Origin of the sequence: Aeromicrobium sp. (genome assembly GCF_047606445.1) — a bacterium.
Taxonomy (GTDB): domain Bacteria; phylum Actinomycetota; class Actinomycetes; order Propionibacteriales; family Nocardioidaceae; genus Aeromicrobium.
The window spans coordinates 24520-43638 of record NZ_JASGEK010000022.1; the positions used below are offsets into that span (position 1 = coordinate 24520).

At 72.7% G+C, this 19119-nt stretch carries 16 protein-coding genes; 9 read left to right on the top strand and 7 right to left on the bottom strand.

Annotation, left to right across the window (positions count from 1 at the left end; translation table 11 throughout):
- The first annotated feature begins 201 nt into the window (after window positions 1-201).
- The 4 genes from QM621_RS05795 to deoC all read left to right on the top strand — a co-directional run bounded on the left by QM621_RS05795 (window position 202) and on the right by deoC (window position 3914).
- Window positions 202-1503, top strand: a complete 1302-nt coding sequence (locus QM621_RS05795; RefSeq protein WP_414989414.1) for a thymidine phosphorylase — start codon at window positions 202-204, stop codon at window positions 1501-1503.
- A 105-nt stretch (window positions 1504-1608) separates the two neighbouring features.
- On the top strand, window positions 1609-2073 hold the full coding sequence (locus tag QM621_RS05800) for a MaoC family dehydratase (RefSeq protein WP_414989415.1): 465 nt from the start codon (window positions 1609-1611) through the stop codon (window positions 2071-2073).
- Window positions 2070-3185, top strand: coding sequence for an adenosine deaminase (locus QM621_RS05805; protein WP_414989416.1), 1116 nt, complete (start codon window positions 2070-2072; stop codon window positions 3183-3185). Before QM621_RS05800 ends, QM621_RS05805 begins: the two co-directional genes overlap by 4 nt.
- A gap of 9 nt (window positions 3186-3194) precedes the next feature.
- Entirely contained in the window at window positions 3195-3914 is a 720-nt protein-coding gene (gene deoC, locus QM621_RS05810) for a deoxyribose-phosphate aldolase (RefSeq protein WP_414989417.1), read from the top strand.
- Window positions 3915-3930: 16 nt separating this feature from the next.
- Here deoC and QM621_RS05815 read toward each other — a convergent pair whose 3' ends face one another.
- Both QM621_RS05815 and QM621_RS05820 read right to left on the bottom strand, forming a co-directional pair.
- Complete coding sequence (locus tag QM621_RS05815) at window positions 3931-5556, bottom strand: phospho-sugar mutase (protein ID WP_414989418.1); 1626 nt, start codon at window positions 5554-5556, stop codon at window positions 3931-3933.
- On the bottom strand, window positions 5556-6347 hold the full coding sequence (locus tag QM621_RS05820) for a purine-nucleoside phosphorylase (RefSeq protein ID WP_414989419.1): 792 nt from the start codon (window positions 6345-6347) through the stop codon (window positions 5556-5558). Before QM621_RS05820 ends, QM621_RS05815 begins: the two co-directional genes overlap by 1 nt.
- 175 nt (window positions 6348-6522) lie before the next feature.
- On the opposite strand from QM621_RS05820, the gene QM621_RS05825 reads away from it, so the two are divergent.
- Window positions 6523-7899: an NAD(P)H-quinone dehydrogenase gene (locus QM621_RS05825; protein ID WP_414989420.1), complete on the top strand. Its 1377-nt coding sequence runs from the start codon at window positions 6523-6525 to the stop codon at window positions 7897-7899.
- A gap of 191 nt (window positions 7900-8090) precedes the next feature.
- Window positions 8091-9890 (top strand): N-acetylmuramoyl-L-alanine amidase, encoded by a 1800-nt coding sequence (locus tag QM621_RS05830; RefSeq protein ID WP_414989421.1) that lies wholly within the window; start codon window positions 8091-8093, stop codon window positions 9888-9890.
- A 73-nt stretch (window positions 9891-9963) separates the two neighbouring features.
- Here QM621_RS05830 and QM621_RS05835 read toward each other — a convergent pair whose 3' ends face one another.
- Window positions 9964-11724 carry an acetyl/propionyl/methylcrotonyl-CoA carboxylase subunit alpha gene (locus QM621_RS05835; protein WP_414989430.1) on the bottom strand — a complete coding sequence of 587 codons (1761 nt, stop codon included), beginning with the start codon at window positions 11722-11724 and terminating at the stop codon, window positions 9964-9966.
- A gap of 113 nt (window positions 11725-11837) precedes the next feature.
- On the opposite strand from QM621_RS05835, the gene QM621_RS05840 reads away from it, so the two are divergent.
- A complete protein-coding gene (locus QM621_RS05840; protein WP_414989422.1) occupies window positions 11838-12881 on the top strand; it encodes a serine/threonine-protein kinase in 1044 nt (347 codons plus the stop codon).
- On the opposite strand, the gene QM621_RS05845 is transcribed toward QM621_RS05840, so the two are convergent.
- The gene (locus QM621_RS05845; RefSeq protein ID WP_414989423.1) at window positions 12865-14775 is read right to left on the bottom strand and encodes a vWA domain-containing protein; all 1911 of its coding nucleotides are present in this window, start codon (window positions 14773-14775) and stop codon (window positions 12865-12867) included. The genes QM621_RS05840 and QM621_RS05845 overlap by 17 nt on opposite strands.
- Before the next feature lie 51 nt (window positions 14776-14826).
- Here QM621_RS05845 and QM621_RS05850 point away from each other — a divergent pair, with 51 nt between their 5' ends.
- Both QM621_RS05850 and QM621_RS05855 read left to right on the top strand, forming a co-directional pair.
- Window positions 14827-15432 (top strand): DNA-binding protein, encoded by a 606-nt coding sequence (locus tag QM621_RS05850; protein WP_414989424.1) that lies wholly within the window; start codon window positions 14827-14829, stop codon window positions 15430-15432.
- A 26-nt stretch (window positions 15433-15458) separates the two neighbouring features.
- Window positions 15459-16415 (top strand): serine/threonine protein kinase, encoded by a 957-nt coding sequence (locus tag QM621_RS05855; protein ID WP_414989425.1) that lies wholly within the window; start codon window positions 15459-15461, stop codon window positions 16413-16415.
- Between the two features lie 6 nt (window positions 16416-16421).
- Here the strand turns inward: QM621_RS05855 and QM621_RS05860 are convergent, their stop codons facing one another.
- From QM621_RS05860 to QM621_RS05870, 3 genes are all read right to left on the bottom strand, one after another.
- Window positions 16422-18281 carry a hypothetical protein gene (locus tag QM621_RS05860; RefSeq protein ID WP_414989426.1) on the bottom strand — a complete coding sequence of 620 codons (1860 nt, stop codon included), beginning with the start codon at window positions 18279-18281 and terminating at the stop codon, window positions 16422-16424.
- 98 nt (window positions 18282-18379) lie between these two features.
- Window positions 18380-18982, bottom strand: a complete 603-nt coding sequence (locus QM621_RS05865) for a Maf family protein (RefSeq protein WP_414989427.1) — start codon at window positions 18980-18982, stop codon at window positions 18380-18382.
- A gap of 1 nt (window position 18983) precedes the next feature.
- Window positions 18984-19119: acyl-CoA carboxylase epsilon subunit (locus QM621_RS05870; RefSeq protein WP_414989431.1), on the bottom strand; the 136-nt coding region annotated here is incomplete at its 5' end.

A 19119-nucleotide genomic window follows, 5' to 3' on the forward strand; every position in this document is an offset into this window, starting at 1 on the left:
CCCTACGGAGCGTCGGGAGGTACGTCAGCAACCTTTCCCACGGGTGGGAGGTAGCTCAGTAACCGAATAACCGTGTTGAAAGGTTACTGAGCTACCTTCGTCTCACTCGTAGGGTTGCTGAGGTACCTCCCCAGTGTCGGAAAGGGGTGTGACTCACCGTGCGATCCACACCCTGAACCGGCCCTCTGAGAAAGTGGCCGCATGACCGACACCGCCGCCACGCCCGAGCCCTTCGACGCGGTGGAGGTGATCACCGCCAAGCGAGACGGCCATCGCCTCGCCGACGAGCAGATCGACTGGGTGGTCGACGCGTTCACGCGTGGCGTCGTCGCGCCGGAGCAGATGTCGGCGCTGGCGATGGCGATCCTGCTCAACGGCATGGAGCGCCCCGAGATCGCCCGGTGGACGAACGCGATGATCGCCTCGGGGGAGCGGCTCGACTTCTCCTCGCTCAGCCGTCCGACCGCTGACAAGCACTCCACCGGCGGCGTCGGCGACAAGATCACGCTGCCGCTCGCGCCGCTCGTCGCGGCCTGCGGGGTGGCGGTGCCGCAGCTGTCCGGGCGCGGCCTCGGGCACACCGGCGGCACGCTCGACAAACTCGAGTCGATCCCCGGCTGGCGGGCCGAGCTGAGCAACGAGCGCATGCTGGCCCAGTTGGAGGAGGTCGGCGCGGTGATCTGTGCGGCCGGAGCGGGCCTGGCCCCGGCCGACAAGAAGCTCTACGCGCTGCGCGACGTCACCGGCACCGTCGAGGCGATCCCGCTGATCGCCAGCTCGATCATGAGCAAGAAGATCGCCGAGGGCACCGGCGCGCTCGTCCTCGACGTCAAGGTCGGCACCGGCGCGTTCATGAAGTCGCATGACGACGCGCTGGAGCTGGCGCGGACGATGGTCGACCTCGGGCGCGACGCGGGCGTCACCACGACGGCGCTGCTGACCGACATGTCCACCCCGCTCGGGCTCACTGCGGGCAACGCCGTCGAGGTGGCCGAGTCGGTCGAGGTGCTCGCGGGCGGCGGGCCGGCCGACGTGGTCGAGCTCACGGTGACGCTGGCCCGCGAGATGCTGGCCGCGGCGGGCCGCACGGACGTCGACCCGGCCGACGCGCTCGCCGACGGCCGCGCCATGGACGTGTGGCGGCGCATGATCGCCGCGCAGGGCGGCGACCCCGACGCCCCGCTGCCGACGCCGAAGGAGACGCACATGATCACGGCTCCGTCCGACGGCTTCCTGACCCGTCTCGACGCGCTCGCCGTCGGCGTCGCGGCCTGGCGGCTCGGTGCGGGACGGTCGCGTCCGGGCGAGCGGGTGCAGGCGGTGGCGGGCGTCGTGCTGCACGCCAAGCCCGGCGACCGCGTGCGCGCCGGACAACCGCTGATCGAGCTGCACACCGACACCCCCGAGCGCTTCGCCCGCGCCGAGGAGGCGCTCGCCGGAGCCTTCGAGATCGCCGCCGAGGAGCCGGCGACGACCAACTCCCTCATCGCCCGGGTGGGCTGAGCGGAGCCGACGCCGACCGGAGGGCGATTCGCGCCCCGTGAACCGCGTCCTCGGCTATGGTCGAGGCGCTGCGACGTATCCGCCTACGACGACTGAGTGTGACCGATGAAGGTGTTCAACGACCGCCAGGAGATCCAAGCCGCCGCGGGGACGCGGCTCGGCCACAGCGAATGGCTGGAGATCGCCCAAGACCGCATCGACCTGTTCGCCGACGCGACCGGCGACCGGCAGTGGATCCACGTCGACCCCGAGCGGGCCGCCGACGGTCCCTTCGGCCGCACGGTCGCGCACGGCTATCTGACCTTGTCGATGCTGCCCTTCCTCGGCGCGCAGGTGTTCGCCTTCGCCGGTGACGTCGCGCGGGTCAACTACGGGCTCAACACGGTGCGCTTCATCAACCCCGTGCGCGAGGGCGACCGGGTGCGCGACGTGGTCGACCTGCTCACCGTCGAGGACATCGCCAAGGGGCAACGCGCGACGATGCGGCACACCGTCGAGATCAAAGGCGTCAAGAAGCCCGCCTGCGTCGCCGAGACGGTGGTGCTGCTGATGGAGGGGGACTCGCTGTGAGCACGCGGCGCGGTGGGAAGACCCCTGCCGATCCGGCCGACATCGCGCGCGTCCCGAAGGTCGCGCTGCACGAGCACCTCGACGGCGGCCTGCGTCCGGCCACGGTCGCCGAGATCGCCGCCGAGATCGGCCACGAGCTGCCGGTGGACGACGCCGACGGCCTGGGCGCCTGGTTCGAGCAGGCGGCCTCGTCGGGGTCGCTGCCGCACTATCTGGAGACCTTCGAGCACACCGTCGCGGTGATGCAACGGCCCGAGGACCTCGCCCGCGTCGCCCGCGAGGCGGTGCTCGACCTCGCCGCCGACGGCGTCGTCTACGCCGAGTTGCGCTGGGCGCCGGAGCAGCATCTGGCGGGCGGGCTGAGCATGGCCGAGACCGTCGAGGCGGTGCAGGAGGGGATCGCCGCCGGACGCGCCGAGGCGGCCGCGCAGGGTTGCGAGATCGTCGTCGGCCAGCTCGTCACGGCGATGCGGCACGCCGACCGGGGCCTGGAGGTCGCGCGGCTGGCGGTCGACCACCGCGACCGGGGCGTGGTCGGCTTCGACATCGCCGGCGCCGAGGACGGCTTCCCGCCGATCCTGCACCTGGAGGCCTTCGAGTACCTGCGCGGCGAGAACGCGCACTTCACGATCCACGCGGGGGAGGCCTTCGGGCTGCCGTCGATCTGGCAGGCGGTCCAGCGCTGCGGCGCGGACCGGCTCGGCCACGGCGTGCGCATCGTCGACGACATCGACTTCGACGCGCCCGGCGGTCCGCGCCTCGGACGGCTCGCCGCGTATGTGCGCGACAACCGCATCCCTTTGGAGATGTGCCCGTCGTCGAACCTGCAGACGCACGCGGTGCCCGGCATGGCGAGCGTGGCCAACCATCCGATCGGCCCGCTGGCCGACCTCGGTTTCCGGGTGACGGTCAACTGCGACAACCGCTTGATGAGCGGCACGTCGATGACGCGGGAGATGACGCTGATCGCGCAGGCGTTCGGCTACGACCTCGCCGACCTGCGGTGGTTCACGATCAACGCGATGAAGAGCGCCTTCCTGCCCTTCGACCAGCGGCTGCGGATCATCGAGGACGTCATCAAGCCCGGCTACGCGCGCGGTCCGAGCGCCTAGGATGGGGGCATGCCCGAGACCGTGACCGCCGCCGAGATCGCCGCGACCATCGACCACGCCATCCTCAAGCCGGAGCTGACCCGCGCCGAGGTCGACGCGGACCTGGCGATGGCCGCCCGGTACGGCATCTTCAGCGTCTGCGTGCGGCCGAGCGACGTCGCCCACGCGGTGAGCGGGCTGGCCGGGTCGAGGGTCGCGGTGGGCACGGTCGTCGGCTTCCCGCACGGCACGACCTCGACGGCGGCGAAGGTCGCCGAAGCGCGCCAGGCGCTCGCCGACGGTGCGGTCGAACTCGACATGGTGGTGAACATCGGCTGGTTGCGCTCGGGTCTGACAGGCGACGTCCAGGCCGACATCGCGGCGGTGGTCGAGGCGTCGGGGGACTGCATCGTCAAGGTGATTTTGGAGACCGCCTATCTCACCGACGAGGAGATCGTCGCGGGCTGCCGGGCGGCGGAGGCGGCCGGCGCCGACTTCGTCAAGACGTCCACCGGTTTCGCCTCGGGCGGGGCCACGGCCGAGCACCTGCGGCTGATGCGCGCGAGCGTCGGCGAGGCGGTTCGGGTGAAGGCCTCCGGCGGCGTGCGCGGCCTCGACACCCTGCTGGAGTTCCGCGACCTCGGCGTCACCCGCTTCGGCACCAGCGCCACCGCGACGATCCTCGACGACGCCGCGGCCCGCGAGTCTGGCGCCATCACCCCCGCCTCCGAGGACGCCTCCTCCTACTGAGCGGGTCGCGTCCTGGTCAGAGCGCGAGGGAGAGGTCGGCGGTGACCGCGTCGAGGCGGCGGCGGGCCTGGGAGCGGGCGGCGGCGAGGTCGTCGCCGGCGACCTCCTCGACCACCTGGACGTAGCACTTCAACTTGGGCTCGGTGCCGGACGGACGCCAGATGACGCGGGCGCCGCCGTCGAGCCGGGCGAGCACGCCGTCGGTGGGCGGCAGCCCCTCGAAGCCCTCGGCGAGGTCGTGGACCGACGCCACCGCGAGCCCGCCGATCAGCGACGGGGGCGTCGAGCGCAGGCCGGTCATGGCTTGTTCGATCAGCGAGCGGTCCTCGACCCGCACCGACACCTGGCCGGTCAGGTGCACGCCGTGGCGGCGGTGGATGTCGTCGAGCCGGTCGAGCAGCGTGCGACCCTCGGAGCGCAGCGTCGCGGCCAGGTCGAGCACCGCCAGCGCGGCCGTCACACCGTCCTTGTCACGCGAGATGTGCGGGGCGACGCTGTAGCCGAGCGCCTCCTCGTAGCCGAAGACGAGGTCGGGGATCGCGCCGAGCCACTTGAAGCCGGTGAGCGTCTGCCGCCACGGCTGGTCGACTGCGGCGGCCTGGCGGCCCAGTAGGTCGGACGAGACGAGCGAGCTGGCGTAGACGCCCCGCACGCCGCGCCGCAGCAGCAGGTCGGCCAGCAGCGCCCCGACCTCGTCGCCGCTGAGCATGCGCCACGAGGCCCCGTCGGGCACGGCCACCGCGCACCGGTCGGCGTCGGGGTCGTTGGCGAGGACGAGGTCGGCGTTGGCTTTGCGGGCGAGCGCCAGCGCCAGGTCGATGGCGCCGGGCTCCTCCGGGTTCGGGAAGGCGACCGTCGGGAAGTCGGGGTCGGGCTCGCGCTGCTCCGGCACCACGATGAGCGGCGCGAAGCCCGCCGCGCCCGCGGCCCGTTCCATGATCTCGGCGCCGACCCCGTGGATCGGCGTGTAGACCGCGGTGATCGTGCGCGGCCCGTTGGGCACCGTCAGCGCGGCGGTCTCCAGGTAGCCGAGCGTCAGCTCGTCGTCGGCGACCTCGTAGTCCTGGCTCCGGGGCAGCTCGTCGACCGGGCCGACCGCGTCGATGGCCGCGGAGATCTCGGCGTCGACCGGCGGACGGATCTGCGCGGAGTCGCCGAGGTAGACCTTGTAGCCGTTGTCGCGCGGGGGGTTGTGCGAGGCGGTGACCATGACGCCCGCGTCGGCGCGCAGCCGTCCGATGGCGAAGGCCAGGACCGGCGTCGGCAGCGGCTCGGGCAGCAGTGTCACCCGCACGCCCGCCCCGGCGAGGATCTCGGCGCTGTCGCGGGCGAAGACGTCGGAGTTATGACGTGCGTCGTAGCCGACGACGGCCGACGGCTCGTCGCCCTGGGCGAGCAGATAGGCGGCCAGCCCGGCGGCGGCCCGGGCGACGACCACCCGGTTCATCCGGTTCGGCCCGGCTCCCAGCTCGCCGCGCAGCCCGGCGGTGCCGAACTCCAGACGGCCCGAGAAGCGGTCGGCGAGCGCGTCGTCGTCGCCCGCGTCGACGAGGGCCTGCAGCTCCTCGCGGGTGACGGGGTCGGGGTCTTGGGCGATCCAGGCGAGGGCGGCCTCGTGCAGGGGGTTCGCGTCGTTCATCATCAGACCTGCGGCAGGACGTCGGCGAGGAGGGCGCCCATGCGGTCGGCGGCCAGGCGTCCGGCCTCCAGGACCTCCTCGTGGTGGAGCGGCTCGCCGGTGGTCCCGGCGGCGTGGTTGGTGACGATGGACAGGCCGAGTACCTCGAGTCCGGCCTCGCGGGCGGCGATGGCCTCCAGCGCGGTCGACATGCCGACGAGGTGGCCGCCGACGGCGCGGATCATGCCGATCTCGGCGGGCGTCTCGTAGTGCGGTCCGGTGACCTGGACGTAGACCCCCTCGGGCAGCGTCGGGTCGACGGAACGGACGAGGTCGCGCAGGCGGCGCGAGTACACCTCGGTCAGGTCGACGAAGGTCGCGCCGACCAGCGGCGAGGTGGCGGTGAGGTTGATGTGGTCGCTGATGACCACCGGCGAGCCGGGCGTCCACTCGGGCACGAGCCCGCCGCAGCCGTTGGTGAGCACGAGCGCACGGACGCCCGCCGCGGCGGCGGTGCGGACGCCGTGGACGACGGCCTCGACGCCCTTGCCCTCGTAGTAGTGGGTGCGTCCGCAGAACACGAGGGCGCGGCGGTCGCCGAGCCGCAGCGACCGCACGGTGCCGCCGTGGCCGGCGACGGCGGGCGCGCTGAAGCCGGGCAGCTCGGCCAGCGGGACCTCGAACTCCGGCTCGCCGAGGCGGTCGGCGGCCGGAAGCCAGCCCGACCCCATGACGACGGCGACGTCGTGGTCGAGGCCTGCGGTGCGGGCGCGCAACTCCTCGGCGGCGTGCTGGGCGTTCTCGTAGGGGCTCACCGGCCCACTCTATGCCAGGAACGGTCCGGGCCGGACAGATCGTGACCAGCGGCGACCCCACGAGGACGCACGATGATGGATCGGGGCAGCCATCACAGCCTCGACTCATCATCCTGCGTCCGCCTGAGGCTCGCCTGACTCGCCGCCGGCCGTCGGTCCGGGCCACAATGACGGGGTGACTCATGTGGCGATCATCGGCGGCGGCCCCGGCGGATACGAGGCGGCGCTGGTGGCCGCGCGGCAGGGGGCCGAGGTCACCATCGTCGAACGTGACGGGTGGGGCGGCTCGACGGTCCTGACCGACTGCGTCCCCAGCAAGACCCTCATCGCCACCTCCGACGTGCTGACCGAGGTGGCCGAGTCCGCCGAGCTCGGCGTCGAGCTGCCCTCCGGCGTGCACGCCGACCTCGCCCGGGTCAACGCGCGGGTGCTCGCCCTCGCCCAGGCGCAGTCCTCCGACGTCGGCGAGCGCCTGAGCGCCAACGGCGTGCGGATCCTGCGCGGCACGGGCCGCCTGGTCGAGGGCACGACGGTCGAGGCGACCTCCGCCGACGGGACGGTGGAGCAGATCGCCGCCGACGCGGTCCTCGTCGCCACCGGCGCCCACCCGCGTGTGGTCGACTCCGCCCGGCCCGACGGCGAGCGCGTCCTCACCTGGGAGCAGGTCTACGGCCTGCGGGAGATCCCCGAGCACATGATCGTGGTCGGCTCCGGCGTCACCGGCGCGGAGTTCGCCAGCGCCTACAAGGGCCTCGGCGCGCGGGTGACGCTCGTGTCGAGCCGCGACCGGGTGCTGCCCGGCGAGGACGCCGACGCCGCCGACACCATCGAGGACGTCTTCCTGCGCCGCGGCATGGAGGTGCTGGGCAACTCGCGCATGGAGTCCGTCGAGCGGGTCGGCGACACCGTCCGCGTGACGCTCGCCGACGGGCGGACGGTCGAGGGCTCGCACTGCCTGCTCGCGCTCGGCTCGATCCCGAACACCGCCGACCTGGGGCTGGAGGAGAACGGCGTCCGGCTCGACGACGGCGGCTTTATCCAGGTCGACCGGGTCTCGCGCACCTCCGCGCCCGGCGTCTACGCGGCCGGCGACTGCACCGGCGTGTTCATGCTGGCGTCGGTCGCCGCGCAGCAGGGCCGCATCGCGATGGCGCACATCCTCGGCCTGGCCGTGCACCCGCTCGACCTCGAGCTCGTCTCCAGCAACATCTTCACCTCCCCGGAGATCGCGACGGTCGGGCTGTCGCAGAAGGCGATCGACGAGCAGGGCCTGCCCGCCGACGTCGCGATGCTGCCGCTCGCGGCCAACGCCCGCGCCAAGATGCAGGGCGTGCGCGACGGCTTCGTGAAGATCTTCGCCCGCCGCGGCAGCGGCGCGGTCGTCGGCGGCGTCGTGGTCGGCCCGCGCGCCAGCGAGCTCATCCACGTCGTCTCGCTCGCCGTCAGCGCCAACCTCACCGTCCATCAGGTCGCCGAGGCGTTCACCGTCTACCCGTCGCTGTCCGGCACCGTCGCCGAGGTCGCCCGCATCGACACGAGTGACTCACGGTGAGGAGAATCCCTCGAAAGCGGACGCGAAGATGCGCGTTCGGGGTCGTGTGGTGTCTAATCGAGGGTGGCGGTGACGACACCACCTGTTTTCGATGTCGCCGTTGAACGGAGAGAAGCATGGTCAGCAGGCGGGAACGGCATAGGGTGGTGCGGCCTCGACGTGGCTCCCTGGCCGTGAGAGTTCTTCCGCTGATGACGGTTGCGGCCGTCATGGCCGGTTTGACGGTTGCCGTCGTGGTGGCGTCTCCTCCCGAGGAGGACGCCACCGTCGAGCCTGCGACGATCGAGCGCCAGGAGGTCGAGGCGATCCCTGTCGAAGAGCAGGTCGACTACACGCCCGAGGAGGCGGCCGAGGTCGAGGTGGTCGACCCGCAGACGCCGCGCCTCGAGGAGGGCAAGATCGTCGCCGAGATGGCGCCGAACGACCTGCCGACCTTCGAGTTGCTGGGCGTCACCTGGACCGGCGGCATGACCCCGGAGAACTCCGAGGTGCAGGCGCGCTGGCGTCAAGAGGGGGTCTGGTCGGACTGGACATTGTTGGAGGTCGAGGATGCTGAGGTCGAGGGAGGCATCCCAGGCACCGCCCCGAAGTGGATCGGCCCCTCCGACGCAGCCGAGGTGCGTGTCGTGGCGACCGGCGAGGTGAACCCTGAGGAGTTGACGCTGGTGACGGTCGACTCCGGCGAGGGCGCCACACTCACGCCGACCGCCGTCTCGCAGCCGGGGATCGTGACCAGAGGAGCGTGGGGTGCCCGGTCCGGCTCTACCTGTGACACGCCACGCTTCGGCACTATGAGCGGGACCATCGTGCATCACACGGCCGGCTCGAACTCGTACACGGCGGACCAGGCCCCCGGCATCGTCCGTTCGATCCAGGCGTATCACATGGACGGCCAGAACTGGTGCGACATCGGCTACAACTTCCTCATCGACCAGTACGGGAAGATCTACGAGGGGCGCGCTGGCGGTATCACGGAGACCCCGCGCGGTGCCCACGCTGGCAATTGGGACGTCAATCTGAACACAACGGGTGTCTCGCTCATGGGCACCTTCGTCGACGTCGCGCCCAACGCCACGATGAAGTCCGCTCTGGTCCGTCTGATCGCCTGGCGCCACGCGCTGCACGAGGTTCCGGCGATTGGCACGTATTCCCTGGGCGGCAAGACGCTAAACCGCATCGACGGCCATTACCGGGTCCAGGCCACGGCCTGTCCGGGCACACAGGTGATCAACTGGCTGCCGACCTTGCGCACCGAGGTCGACCAGACGATCAATCCGCCGACGGTCGGCGGCTTCAGTGACGTCTACACCACCTCGCCGTTCGCCGACGAGATCGCCTGGTTGTCCTCGCAGGGCATCAGCACCGGATGGACGCAGGACGGGCGGAAGTACTTCCGTCCGTCGAGTGCGGTGTTGCGCGATCAGATGGCGGCTTTCCTCTACCGTTTCCAGGGGTCGCCCTCCTTCACGCCGCCGACGCAGAGCCCCTTCGTGGATCTGTCCACTCGACAGACGTTCTACAAGGAGATCTCTTGGCTGGCGCAGAGCGGTGTCACCGCAGGATGGATGACGGACGAAGGAACAGAGTTCCGTCCGTCGAGTGCGGTGTTGCGCGATCAGATGGCGGCTTTCCTGTACCGGGTCGCGACGATCCGTAACGGCGGTCAGGCGCCTGCGGTCACGCTGCCGACGGAGAGCCCCTTCGCCGATGTCAGCCCCGGGCACGTCTTCTACAAGGAGATCGTGTGGATGTGGCAGACCGGCCTCAGCACGGGTTGGGCCGGCAGCGGCTCTAAGCCGACCTTCCGTCCGTATCAGCCGGTGTTGCGCGACCAGATGGCCGCCTTCCTGTACCGGTTCGACGGCCTGCCCTCGTCGTCGTCGGCCGCCGCCGAGTCGGAGCCCGAGGCCGTGGTGACACCGAGCACTGAGCCGATGTCGTCTACCACCCCGACGCCCAGTACAGAGCCGATGTCAGCCCCGGGCGACTGAGGGGCGTCGAACGGGGGTGTGATGAAGGCCCGGACCCACACGTGGGTCCGGGCCTTCATCGTCGTTATGAGTCTCAGGCGTCCAAGATCGCGGCGATGACCTCGCCGGCGCCGATGGTGGCGCCGACCTCGGCCGCCAGGCCGGACACGACGCCGGCCTTGTGGGCGTTGATGGGCTGTTCCATCTTCATCGCCTCGATGACGACGACCAGATCGCCCTCGGCGACCTCGGCCCCGTCCTCGACGGCGAGCTTGACGACGGTGCCCTGCATCGGCGAGGTGAGCGAGTCGCCCGAGACGGCCGCGCCCGCGCCGCCGCCGGCCTTGCGCTTGGCCTTCTTCTTCTTCGCCCCGGCGGCCGGTGCCGCGGAGACGCCCAGCGAGCCGGGCAGCACGACCTCGAGGCGCTTGCCGCCCACCTCGACCACGACGCGCTCGCGCTCGGCGGGCTCGTCGGCGTCGACCGGGGTGGCCACGTACGGCTCGAGCTGGTTGTCGTAGTCGGTCTCGATCCACGTCGTGTAGACGTCGAAGGAGCCGCCGGAGGCGTTGTAGGCCGCGTTGTCGAGCACGTCGCGGTGGAACGGGATGACCGTCGGCATGCCGTCGACGACGAACTCGTCGAGGGCGCGGCGCGAGCGCTCGATGGCCTGCTCACGGGTGCGGCCGGTGACGATCAGCTTGGCGACGAGCGAGTCGAAGGAGCCCGGGATGGTCTCGCCCTCGACGTAGCCGGAGTCGAGACGGACGCCGGGGCCCGACGGCGGCTCCCACTTGGTGAGGGTGCCGGGCGCGGGCAGGAAGCCGCGGCCGCCGTCCTCGGCGTTGATGCGGTACTCGATGGAGTGGCCGATGATCTCGGGGTCGTCGTAGCCGAGCTCCTCGCCGGCCGCGATGCGGAACATCTCGCGCACGAGGTCGATGCCGGTGACCTCCTCGGACACGCAGTGCTCGACCTGGAGGCGGGTGTTGACCTCGAGGAAGCTGATGGTGCCGTCGAGGGCGACCAGGAACTCGCACGTTCCGGCGCCGACGTAGCCGGCCTCCTTGAGGATCGCCTTCGAGGAGGTGTAGAGGCGCTCGATCTGCTCGTCGGTCAGGAAGGGCGCGGGGGCCTCCTCGACGAGCTTCTGGTGGCGGCGCTGCAGCGAGCAGTCGCGGGTCGAGACGACCACGACGTTGCCGTGGCTGTCGGCGAGGCACTGGGTCTCGACGTGGCGCGGCTTGTCGAGGAACTTCTCGACGAGGCACTCGCCGCGGCCGAAGGCCGAGACGGCCTCACGGACGGCCGACTCGTACAGCTCGGGGATCTCCTCGAGCGTGCGGGCGACCTTGAGGCCGCGGCCGCCGCCGCCGAAGACCGCCTTGATGGCGACCGGCAGGCCGTGCTCCTGCGCGAACGCGACGATCTCGTCGGCGTTCTCGACCGGGTCCTTCAGGCCCGGCGCGAGCGGGGCGCCGGCGGCGAGGGCGATCTGCTTGGCCTTGGCCTTGTCGCCGAGGCCGTCGATGGCCTCCGGGCTCGGGCCGATCCAGATGAGCCCGGCGTCGATGACGGCCTGGGCGAACTCGGCGTTCTCGGCGAGGAAGCCGTAGCCGGGGTGGACGCTGTCGGCGCCGCTCTGCTTCGCGGCGGCGAGGATCTTCTCGATCGACAGGTACGAGTCGGCCGGGGTGGCCCCGTCGAGGGAGTACGCCTCGTCGGCCAGCCGGACGAACAGGGCGTCGCGGTCGGGCTCGGCGTAGACGGCGACACTGCCGATACCGGCGTCCTTCGCCGCGCGGATCACGCGGACGGCGATCTCGCCGCGGTTGGCGATCAGGACCTTGCGCAGGGGCGTGCTCACGAATCGATCTCCTCAAGGCGTCAGGACTGCCGTCCGAGTCTAGGGGAGCGGTCGGCTGGCGCGGTCGTTGGGAGGCGGGTCGCGCCGTTAGGGTGAGGGGCGTGGGTCAGGTGTTCGCCGGTCGCTACGAGTTCGTGGACCTCCTCGGGCGGGGAGGCATGGGCGACGTCTGGCGCGTCTGGGACCGGCGCGACGGGGTCTACCGGGCGGCCAAGCGGCAGCGGCAGGCCGACAGCGCCTCGCTGCTGCGCTTCGTGCGCGAGTCGTCGACCCGGGTCGAGCATCCGCACGTCGTGGCACCGACCGGCTGGTCGGCCGAGGACGGCGAGGTGCTGTTCGCGATGCCCATCGTCGGCGGCGGCTCGGTGGCCCACGTCATCGCCGACCACGGACCGCTGCCGCAGGACTGGGTCCAGGCGGTCGGCGTCCAGCTCCTGGAGGCGCTGCACGCGGTTCACGAGGCCGGGCTCGTCCACCGCGACGTCAAGCCCGCCAACGTGCTGCTGGAGGCCACCGGCACGGCCACGCCCGTCGTGCGACTCTCGGACTTCGGCATCGCCGCCGTCGTCGACGAGCCGCGCCTGACCCGCGCCTGGGAGGTCGTGCACACGCCCGGTTACGCGCCGCCGGAGGCTTTCGCCGGCGCCGACCCCGACCCGCGTCACGACCTCTACGCGGCCGGGGTGGTGATGGTCGAGATGCTCACCGCCGAGAAGCCGAGGCAGGAAGGCCCGGTCGTCGTGCCCGAGGGCCCGCTCGCGCCGCTGCTGCGTCGGATGACCGCGCCCGACCCGCGGGCCCGGCCCGTCTCGGCCGCCGACGCCGCTGCGACGCTGGCCGCGATTCCCGTCCCCGGAGGCGACGACGAGCCGGTCGAGGTCTTCGGCCACCTGCCGCCGTGGCCCGCCGGATGGGGGCCGCACGGCCCGGTGGCCGAGACCCCGGCGCCAGCCCGGACGTCCGCCCCGGCGCCCGCTCCCGTCCCGGCCCGCCAGGAGCGGGCGACCACGCCGCTGCCGGGCCCGCCGACGGCCGAGCCGAGCCGCCTCGCGCGGGGCGGCTCGTCAGTCCCGGCGTCGGCCTGGCTGCTGGCGGCGGTGGGCGTCGGGCTCGTCGTGGCGGCCGTCGTCACCGGTGTGCGGTGAGTCGCGAGCGCACGACGACCGCTGCGGCGCCCAGCAGGGTCAGACCCCCGGCGGAGCCGAGGCCGACCGTCAGCCACGGGGTGTCGCCACCTTCGCCGGCCGCCGAGGAGCCGCCCTCGGCCGGGGCGTTCTGCTCGACCCAGGCCATGTCGACGAGCCGGGAGTCGGCCTGCGGCGGGGTCAGCCCTCTCGCCTCCTCGTACGCGGGCGCGTGGTCGCCGCCGGAGTCCGTCGTCTTGATCGTCAGGGTGTAGGGCAGGTTGGCGTCGTCGCCGCGCACGTTGTGGGTCACGCGGATGTAGTGCACGCCCGGCAGTGCGGCCCCCTCGACCTCGCTGTCGGTCTGCGCGCGGTTGCGGTAGGCGATCACCTGGCTCTGGGCGCCGATCCGCAGGGGGTCGCCCTCCTCGGCGGCGACGAGCGACGGATCGGACCAGTCCTCTGGCTGGTCGCCGTAGAAGCTGACGGCGCTCTCGCTGAGCAGCGGGCCGACGACGTCGATCGTGATGTCGCTGCCGGCGGCCGCGGCGTCGGCGATCTGCGCGGTCAAGCTGGCGTCCAGCTGGGCCTGCACGCTCTCGTTCCAGTCCAGCGGAACCCCGATCACCTGGGTCTCCCCGGGATTGACGTCCAGCGCGTACGAGCCGTCGGACACGATCGGCGCGTTGATGAACGAGGTGCCGGGGACGACGCCCTCCTCCGGGTCGTCGGCCGGGGTCAGGGCTGTCCAGGCGGGGGATTCGGGCTCGTCGGGCAGGGCGTCGAGCGCGTCGGGCGACACGGGCGGCTCCTCGTAGACGTAGAGGCTGATCGGATGGCCGCCGACGTCCCCGGAGCCGCTGCCCTCGACCTTGAGCCAGATTTCCCCAGCGGTGTTGCACTCGTCGGCCGGATCGGACTTCCAGGTGTCGCCGCTCGCTGTGAGGATCGGCGCCCGCTCGCCCAAGGTCGCACCGTAGGCGCTCGCGTCGTCGCAGCTCATCCCGTCGGGCTCGGGCAGGAGGGACACGTGGGCGCCGGTGCCCGCCTCGTACGCGGCGCCCAGCATCATCGTCCCGACGTGGATCGTCGATCCCTCGACCGTCCGGGGCACGCGGTACCACTTCGCTCCGGTGCTCGGCAGGGCGTCGAGCCAGACGCCCGGCTCGATCACGGGGGCGCCCGTGGCTTCGGGGGCGCCCTCGACCGGCTCGCCGGTGAAGTCGAAGGGGCGGCTGGAGCGGGTCTGGGCGGTGGTGAGCGAGTCGACGAGGCTGTCGGTGTCGTCGGCGTCGTAGTAGGTGCCGCCGCCGGCGTCGGCGACGCACTGGAGCTTCTCGCGCGCGACGCCGGCGACGTTCAGGCCGACGACGTCGACCCGCACCGCGACGCCGCTGTCGGACAGGTCGGCGGCGACGACGCAGGGGTCGGGCTCGCAGTTGGGCTCGCCGTCGGAGACGAGGATGATCGAACGCTGGCCCTCGTCGCCGAGGTCCTTCCCTGCCTCGGAGAGGGCGTGGCCGACGGGGGTCTCGCCGAGCGGCTGGTAGGCGTCGACCGCCTCGGCCAGCTCCTCGCGGTTGTCGGCGCCGAGGTCGACGACGCGCTGGGAGTCGGTGCAGGACTCGGTCGTGCCGCCGGCGACGGCGGGGTCGACGGTGGCCCCGAAGACGCGCATGCCGACCTGCTGGTCGTCGGGGAGCTGGTCGATGACGGCGTGCAGGGCCTCGCGGGCCGCCTCGATGCGGGTCGCGCCGTCGCCGGTGGGCTCGGCCATCGAGCCGGAGGCGTCCAGCACGAGCATGAGCCGGCCGACCGGGGCCTCGGAGGCGGGCGCGGTCTCGTCGGCCTGGGCGGGCCATCCGGTCACGGTGGCGAGGATCAGGAGCGCGGACGCGGTGATGAAGCGGAGCATGATTTCCCCCGAAATCTTTGCAGTTGCAAATTCTTGTTCTGACTGTGCCTCGTGATCGTTGCCGTGTCAAGATGTCAGCGTTCGCATCTGCAAATTTTTTCGGAGGAGATCGCGATGGTCGACGTCGAGGCCAACCGAGCCGCCCAACGGGAGCTCTACGGCGAGCCGCTCGGCGACGTCCTCGGCCGCTGTCGTGCCGTGCTCGGCCTGAACCAGGCCCGTCTCGCCGAGGCCTTGGGTCTGTCGGCGCCCATGGTGTCGCAGGTGACGAGCGGTCAGCGCATCAAGATCGGCCACCCCGCCGCGGTCCGTCGGCTGCAGGCGATGGTCGCGACCCTGCCGGAGGTCGAGCGCGGCGAGCTCAGCGTCGAGGAGGCGCTGCGACGGGTGGAGGACTCCGGCGCCGCCGGGGAGGCGCTGACCGGGACCACGCGCCGTGTCTCGTTCCAGGAGACCGCCGGGGTGGTCCAGGCGCTCTTCCGCGGCGTCGCGTCGGCCACCGACCACCTGGACGCCGCCGCGCTGCTCGCCGACCGCCACCCCGAGATCGCCGAGTTGCTGCGCGTCTACGGCGCGGGACGTCTCGACGCGGCGGTCGCCCACGCCGAACGAGTCGCCGCGCAGACGCGTCGCCCGGCCTCACGCTCCGGGGAATGAGCGGCGCGACCGTCTAGGATGCCGGTGTGGGAGACGACGTGGAGGGACGCTACGAGATCGTCGACGTGATCGGCGCCGACGGCGCGCTGCGACGCGCCTGGGACCGTGAGGACGGGGGCTACGTCATGGCGACGCTCGTCCCGGCGGGCGAGGCCGACGCGTGGCGTCGCGGCTTCGAGCAGGCCCGTGTGATCGACCACCCGCACGTCCTGACGCCGACCGACTGGGTCGACGGCGACGGCGAGGCCCTCGTGGTGACACCGCTCGTCGAGGGGGAGACCCTCGCCGACCTGATCGCCGACCGCGGCCCGCTCGACCCCTGGTGGGTCAAGGCGCTCGCCGGACAGCTGTTGGAGGCCCTGGAGGCGGTCCACGCCGACGGAGGCGTCCACGGCGCCCTCGCCCCGGCGCACGTGTGGGTCGAGGCCACCGCAACCGGCACGCCGACCGTGCGCCTGTCCGGCTTCGGCGCTGAGCCGACCCCCGGCTACGTCGCTCCCGAGGCCCTCGCCGGCGCCGGCCCCGAGCCGCGCCAGGACCTCTACGCCGTCGGCCTGTGCCTGATCGACCTGCTCACCGGGCGGGTCCGCCAGGTCTGGGACGAGCTGACCATCCCCGAGGGCCCGCTGGCCGAGGCCCTCGCGCGCCTCGTCGCCGAACGTCCCGAGGACCGTGACGCCTCGGCGGGCGAGGCGCGCTGGGACCTCGCCGCCGTCGCCGTCGCCCCCGCGCTCGGCCGACGGCTCGACGTCCGCTCACGCCTGCGCCCGCTGCCGAAGGGGTGGGGCGCGGACGGTCCCGGCGGACGCCCGGTCCCGTCGGTCAAGGCGTCCAAGCCCGCCCGTGGGCCGAAGACCGGCCCGAACGCGGTGGAGACGCTGATCGCCGACCTGCGCGACCGGCTCGACCCGGTGCTCGCCGCGACCATCGTGCTCGCGGTGCTCGGCGTGATCCTGCTGATCGCCGCCTTCCTCACCTGGTGAGGCGTCTCAGCGGCTGAGGCGGCCCGACCTCCGCAGCAGGAAGCCCGCTCCGCCGAGCGAGGCGAGCCCGGCCAGGCCGAGCAACAGCGCGGTCGCATGCGACCCGTCGGAGGCCTCGCCTGTCTTCGCTCGTCTCCCGTCGTCGGGCGTCGCCGTCGGCGCGACGGTCAGGTCGGCGTCGGGCCGCGGCGCGGGCAGCGTCGCCGTGTCGTAGTCGGGGGCGCCTTCGCCTGCGGTGCCGTTCGTGCGCAGCGTCAGCGTGTAGGCCAGCGGCGCGTCGTTGTCGGCGGGATAGGACACGTGCACATAGCGCAGGCCCGGCAGGGCGGCGCCGCGCAGCGAGGCGGCGTCCCCGGAGCGCTGGGCGTAGCCGACGGCGGCCGTCTGGGCCCCGATGCGGAACACCTCGGTCCCGTAGAGCAGCCGGTCGGGGTAGCTCGTCCAGTCCTCCGGGTCGTCCGGAGCGCCGAAGAGGTCGTCGTCGGCGGGCTGGCGCAGCGGGGCGAGGATCTGCACGTCGGGACGTTCGAAGTCGCCGTCGCGGTGCTCGTCGGTGATCGCGCCGTCGAACTGCGCTTGCAGGCTCTGGCCCCAGTCGAGCGGCACCGCGACGACCTGCGTCTGGCCGGGGGAGACGACGAAGGAGTAGGTGCCGTCCTCGACCACCGGGGCGCTCGCGTCACCGCTGCCGGGCGTGACGTCGGTGACCGGCTCGGCGGGTTCCAGCGGCGTCCAGGCGACGGCTGCGGGCGCGGCGGGGGCGTCGCCGGAGAGCGGGGGCTCCTCGTAGACGTCGATCTCCAACGGCGTGCCGGCTAGGACGCCGTCGTCGTCGCGGGAGACGCGGACGAAGAGGAAGAGCCGGTCGGCGGTGGCGCACGGACCAGCCGTGTCCGGCTGCCAGGAGTCGAGCGCCGCGAAGCCGTGGCTGCCGCGCGAGGAGGAGAGCGTCTCGTCGCAGACGGTCTGGCCTGCGTCGGCGTACAGTTTCGCCTCGACCTGCTCGAGCTGCTCGCGCGGCGCGCTCGACTCGTGGGCGAGTCCGACGTGCACGGTGCTGGCGTCGACCGTGCGGTCGATCGCGTACCACCGGCCGTCGTCGACGGCGAGGGTGTCGAGGTGTCGGCCGGGCGCGGTGAGCGTCGCGGCGGCCTCGGGGGTCGGAGCGCCGACGACCGGAGCGCCGGTCAGGTCGAAGGGCCGGGTCGCGCGCAGTCGCGCCGTGGCCAGGGCGGTGGTCGCCGACGGGGTGTCCCGGGCGTCGGTGTAGGAGCCGCCGCCGGCCGTGGCGACGCAGACGAGCCGGTCGCGCGCCTCACCCTCGACGCCGAGGCCGACGACGTCGATCCGCACGGCGGGGTCGGCGGCGCGGAGTTGGCGGGCTGTCTCGCAAGGGTCCGGATCGCAGGTCGACGAGCCGTCGGCGACGAGCAGGATCGAGCGCTGTCCGGTCTCGCCGACGTCCAGCGCGGCCTCCTGCAACGCGTGGGCGAGGGGAGCCTCGCCGACGGGCTGATACGCGGCGAGGGCGTCGGTGAGGCCGCCGCGGTCGTCGGCCCCGAGGTCGACGACGCGCTGGCTGTCGACGCAGGGGTCCGTGGCGTCGGGGGTGGCGCCGTAGACGCGCAGGCCGAGGGGCTGGTCGTCGGGTGTGTCGTCGACCATCGCCGTCAGCGCGTCACGGGCGGCGTCGGCGCGAGGTCGCCCGTCGTCCAGGGAGTCGGCCATCGACGACGAGGCGCTCAGCACGACCATCAGCGCGCCCGACGGCGTCGCGCTCGGCTCCTCGGCGACGGCCGGCACGCCGACCAGCGCCATCAGGGCGACCACCGCCCCGATGGCGAGGTGAGTGATCGGTCGTCGCATGGCTCTCCCTGCCGTGGACACCGCGCGCGGTCCGCGATGTCGTCGTGCTGATTGTCCTGGAACGCCCTCCCTCTCCGGGCGTCGGGGTGACGAAGCGCTCAGCGGGCGCGGCGGTGGGCCGGGTCCCACAGGTCGGTCCAGCGCAGCCCGAAGTCGGCCACCAGCTCGCGCAGCAGCGGGACGCTGATGCCGGTCACGGTGTGGTGGTCGCCCTCGATCCCCCGGATGAAGGCGCTGCCCAGGCCGTCGACGGTGAAGCCGCCCGCCACCTGGAGCGGCTCGCCGCTGGACACGTACTCGATGATCTCGGCGTCGCTGACATCGGCGAAGTGCACCACCGCCGACGCCGTCTCGACGACCTCCTGGTCGCCCAGGCGCAGGCAGTGGCCGGTGTGCAGCAGGCCGGACTTGCCGCGCAGGCGCTGCCAGCGGGCCGCCGCCGTGCGGGCGTCGCCGGGCTTGCCGAAGATCTCGCCCTCGAAGGCGAGCACCGAGTCGCAGCCGATGACGAGGTCGCCGGGGCGGTCCTTCGCGACGGCCCGGCACTTCGCCTGGGCGAGTGCGGCGGCGAGGTTGGCCGCGTCGTGGGAGGTCATGGCCGACTCGTCGACCCCGGAGACCACGACCTCGGGCGTGATCCCCGCCGCGCGCAGGGTCGCCAGACGCGCGGGGGAGGCCGAGGCCAGCACGACCTTCGTCATCTCAGCCCCAGGAGGAGCGGCGCCACTGGTCGGGGCCAGGGCGGTGCGGACGGCGCACGGCGCGGGCCGGGCGGCCCCACTCCGAGCGGAGCGGACGACGGGCCGAGCCCGCGGCGGCGGCCGCCGCCGAACGGGCC

Bases quoted from the DNA above. Each gene is read 5' to 3' on its own strand.
- QM621_RS05865 (WP_414989427.1), bottom strand. From the start codon at position 18,982: ATGACGAAGGTCGTGCTGGCCTCGGCCTCCCCCGCGCGTCTGGCGACC.
- QM621_RS05815 (WP_414989418.1), bottom strand. From the start codon at position 5,556: ATGATGAACGACGCGAACCCCCTGCACGAGGCCGCCCTCGCCTGGATC.
- QM621_RS05795 (WP_414989414.1), top strand. From the start codon at position 202: ATGACCGACACCGCCGCCACGCCCGAGCCCTTCGACGCGGTGGAGGTG.
- QM621_RS05860 (WP_414989426.1), bottom strand. From the start codon at position 18,281: ATGCGACGACCGATCACTCACCTCGCCATCGGGGCGGTGGTCGCCCTG.
- QM621_RS05800 (WP_414989415.1), top strand. From the start codon at position 1,609: ATGAAGGTGTTCAACGACCGCCAGGAGATCCAAGCCGCCGCGGGGACG.
- deoC (WP_414989417.1), top strand. From the start codon at position 3,195: ATGCCCGAGACCGTGACCGCCGCCGAGATCGCCGCGACCATCGACCAC.
- QM621_RS05845 (WP_414989423.1), bottom strand. From the start codon at position 14,775: ATGCTCCGCTTCATCACCGCGTCCGCGCTCCTGATCCTCGCCACCGTG.
- QM621_RS05830 (WP_414989421.1), top strand. From the start codon at position 8,091: ATGACGGTTGCGGCCGTCATGGCCGGTTTGACGGTTGCCGTCGTGGTG.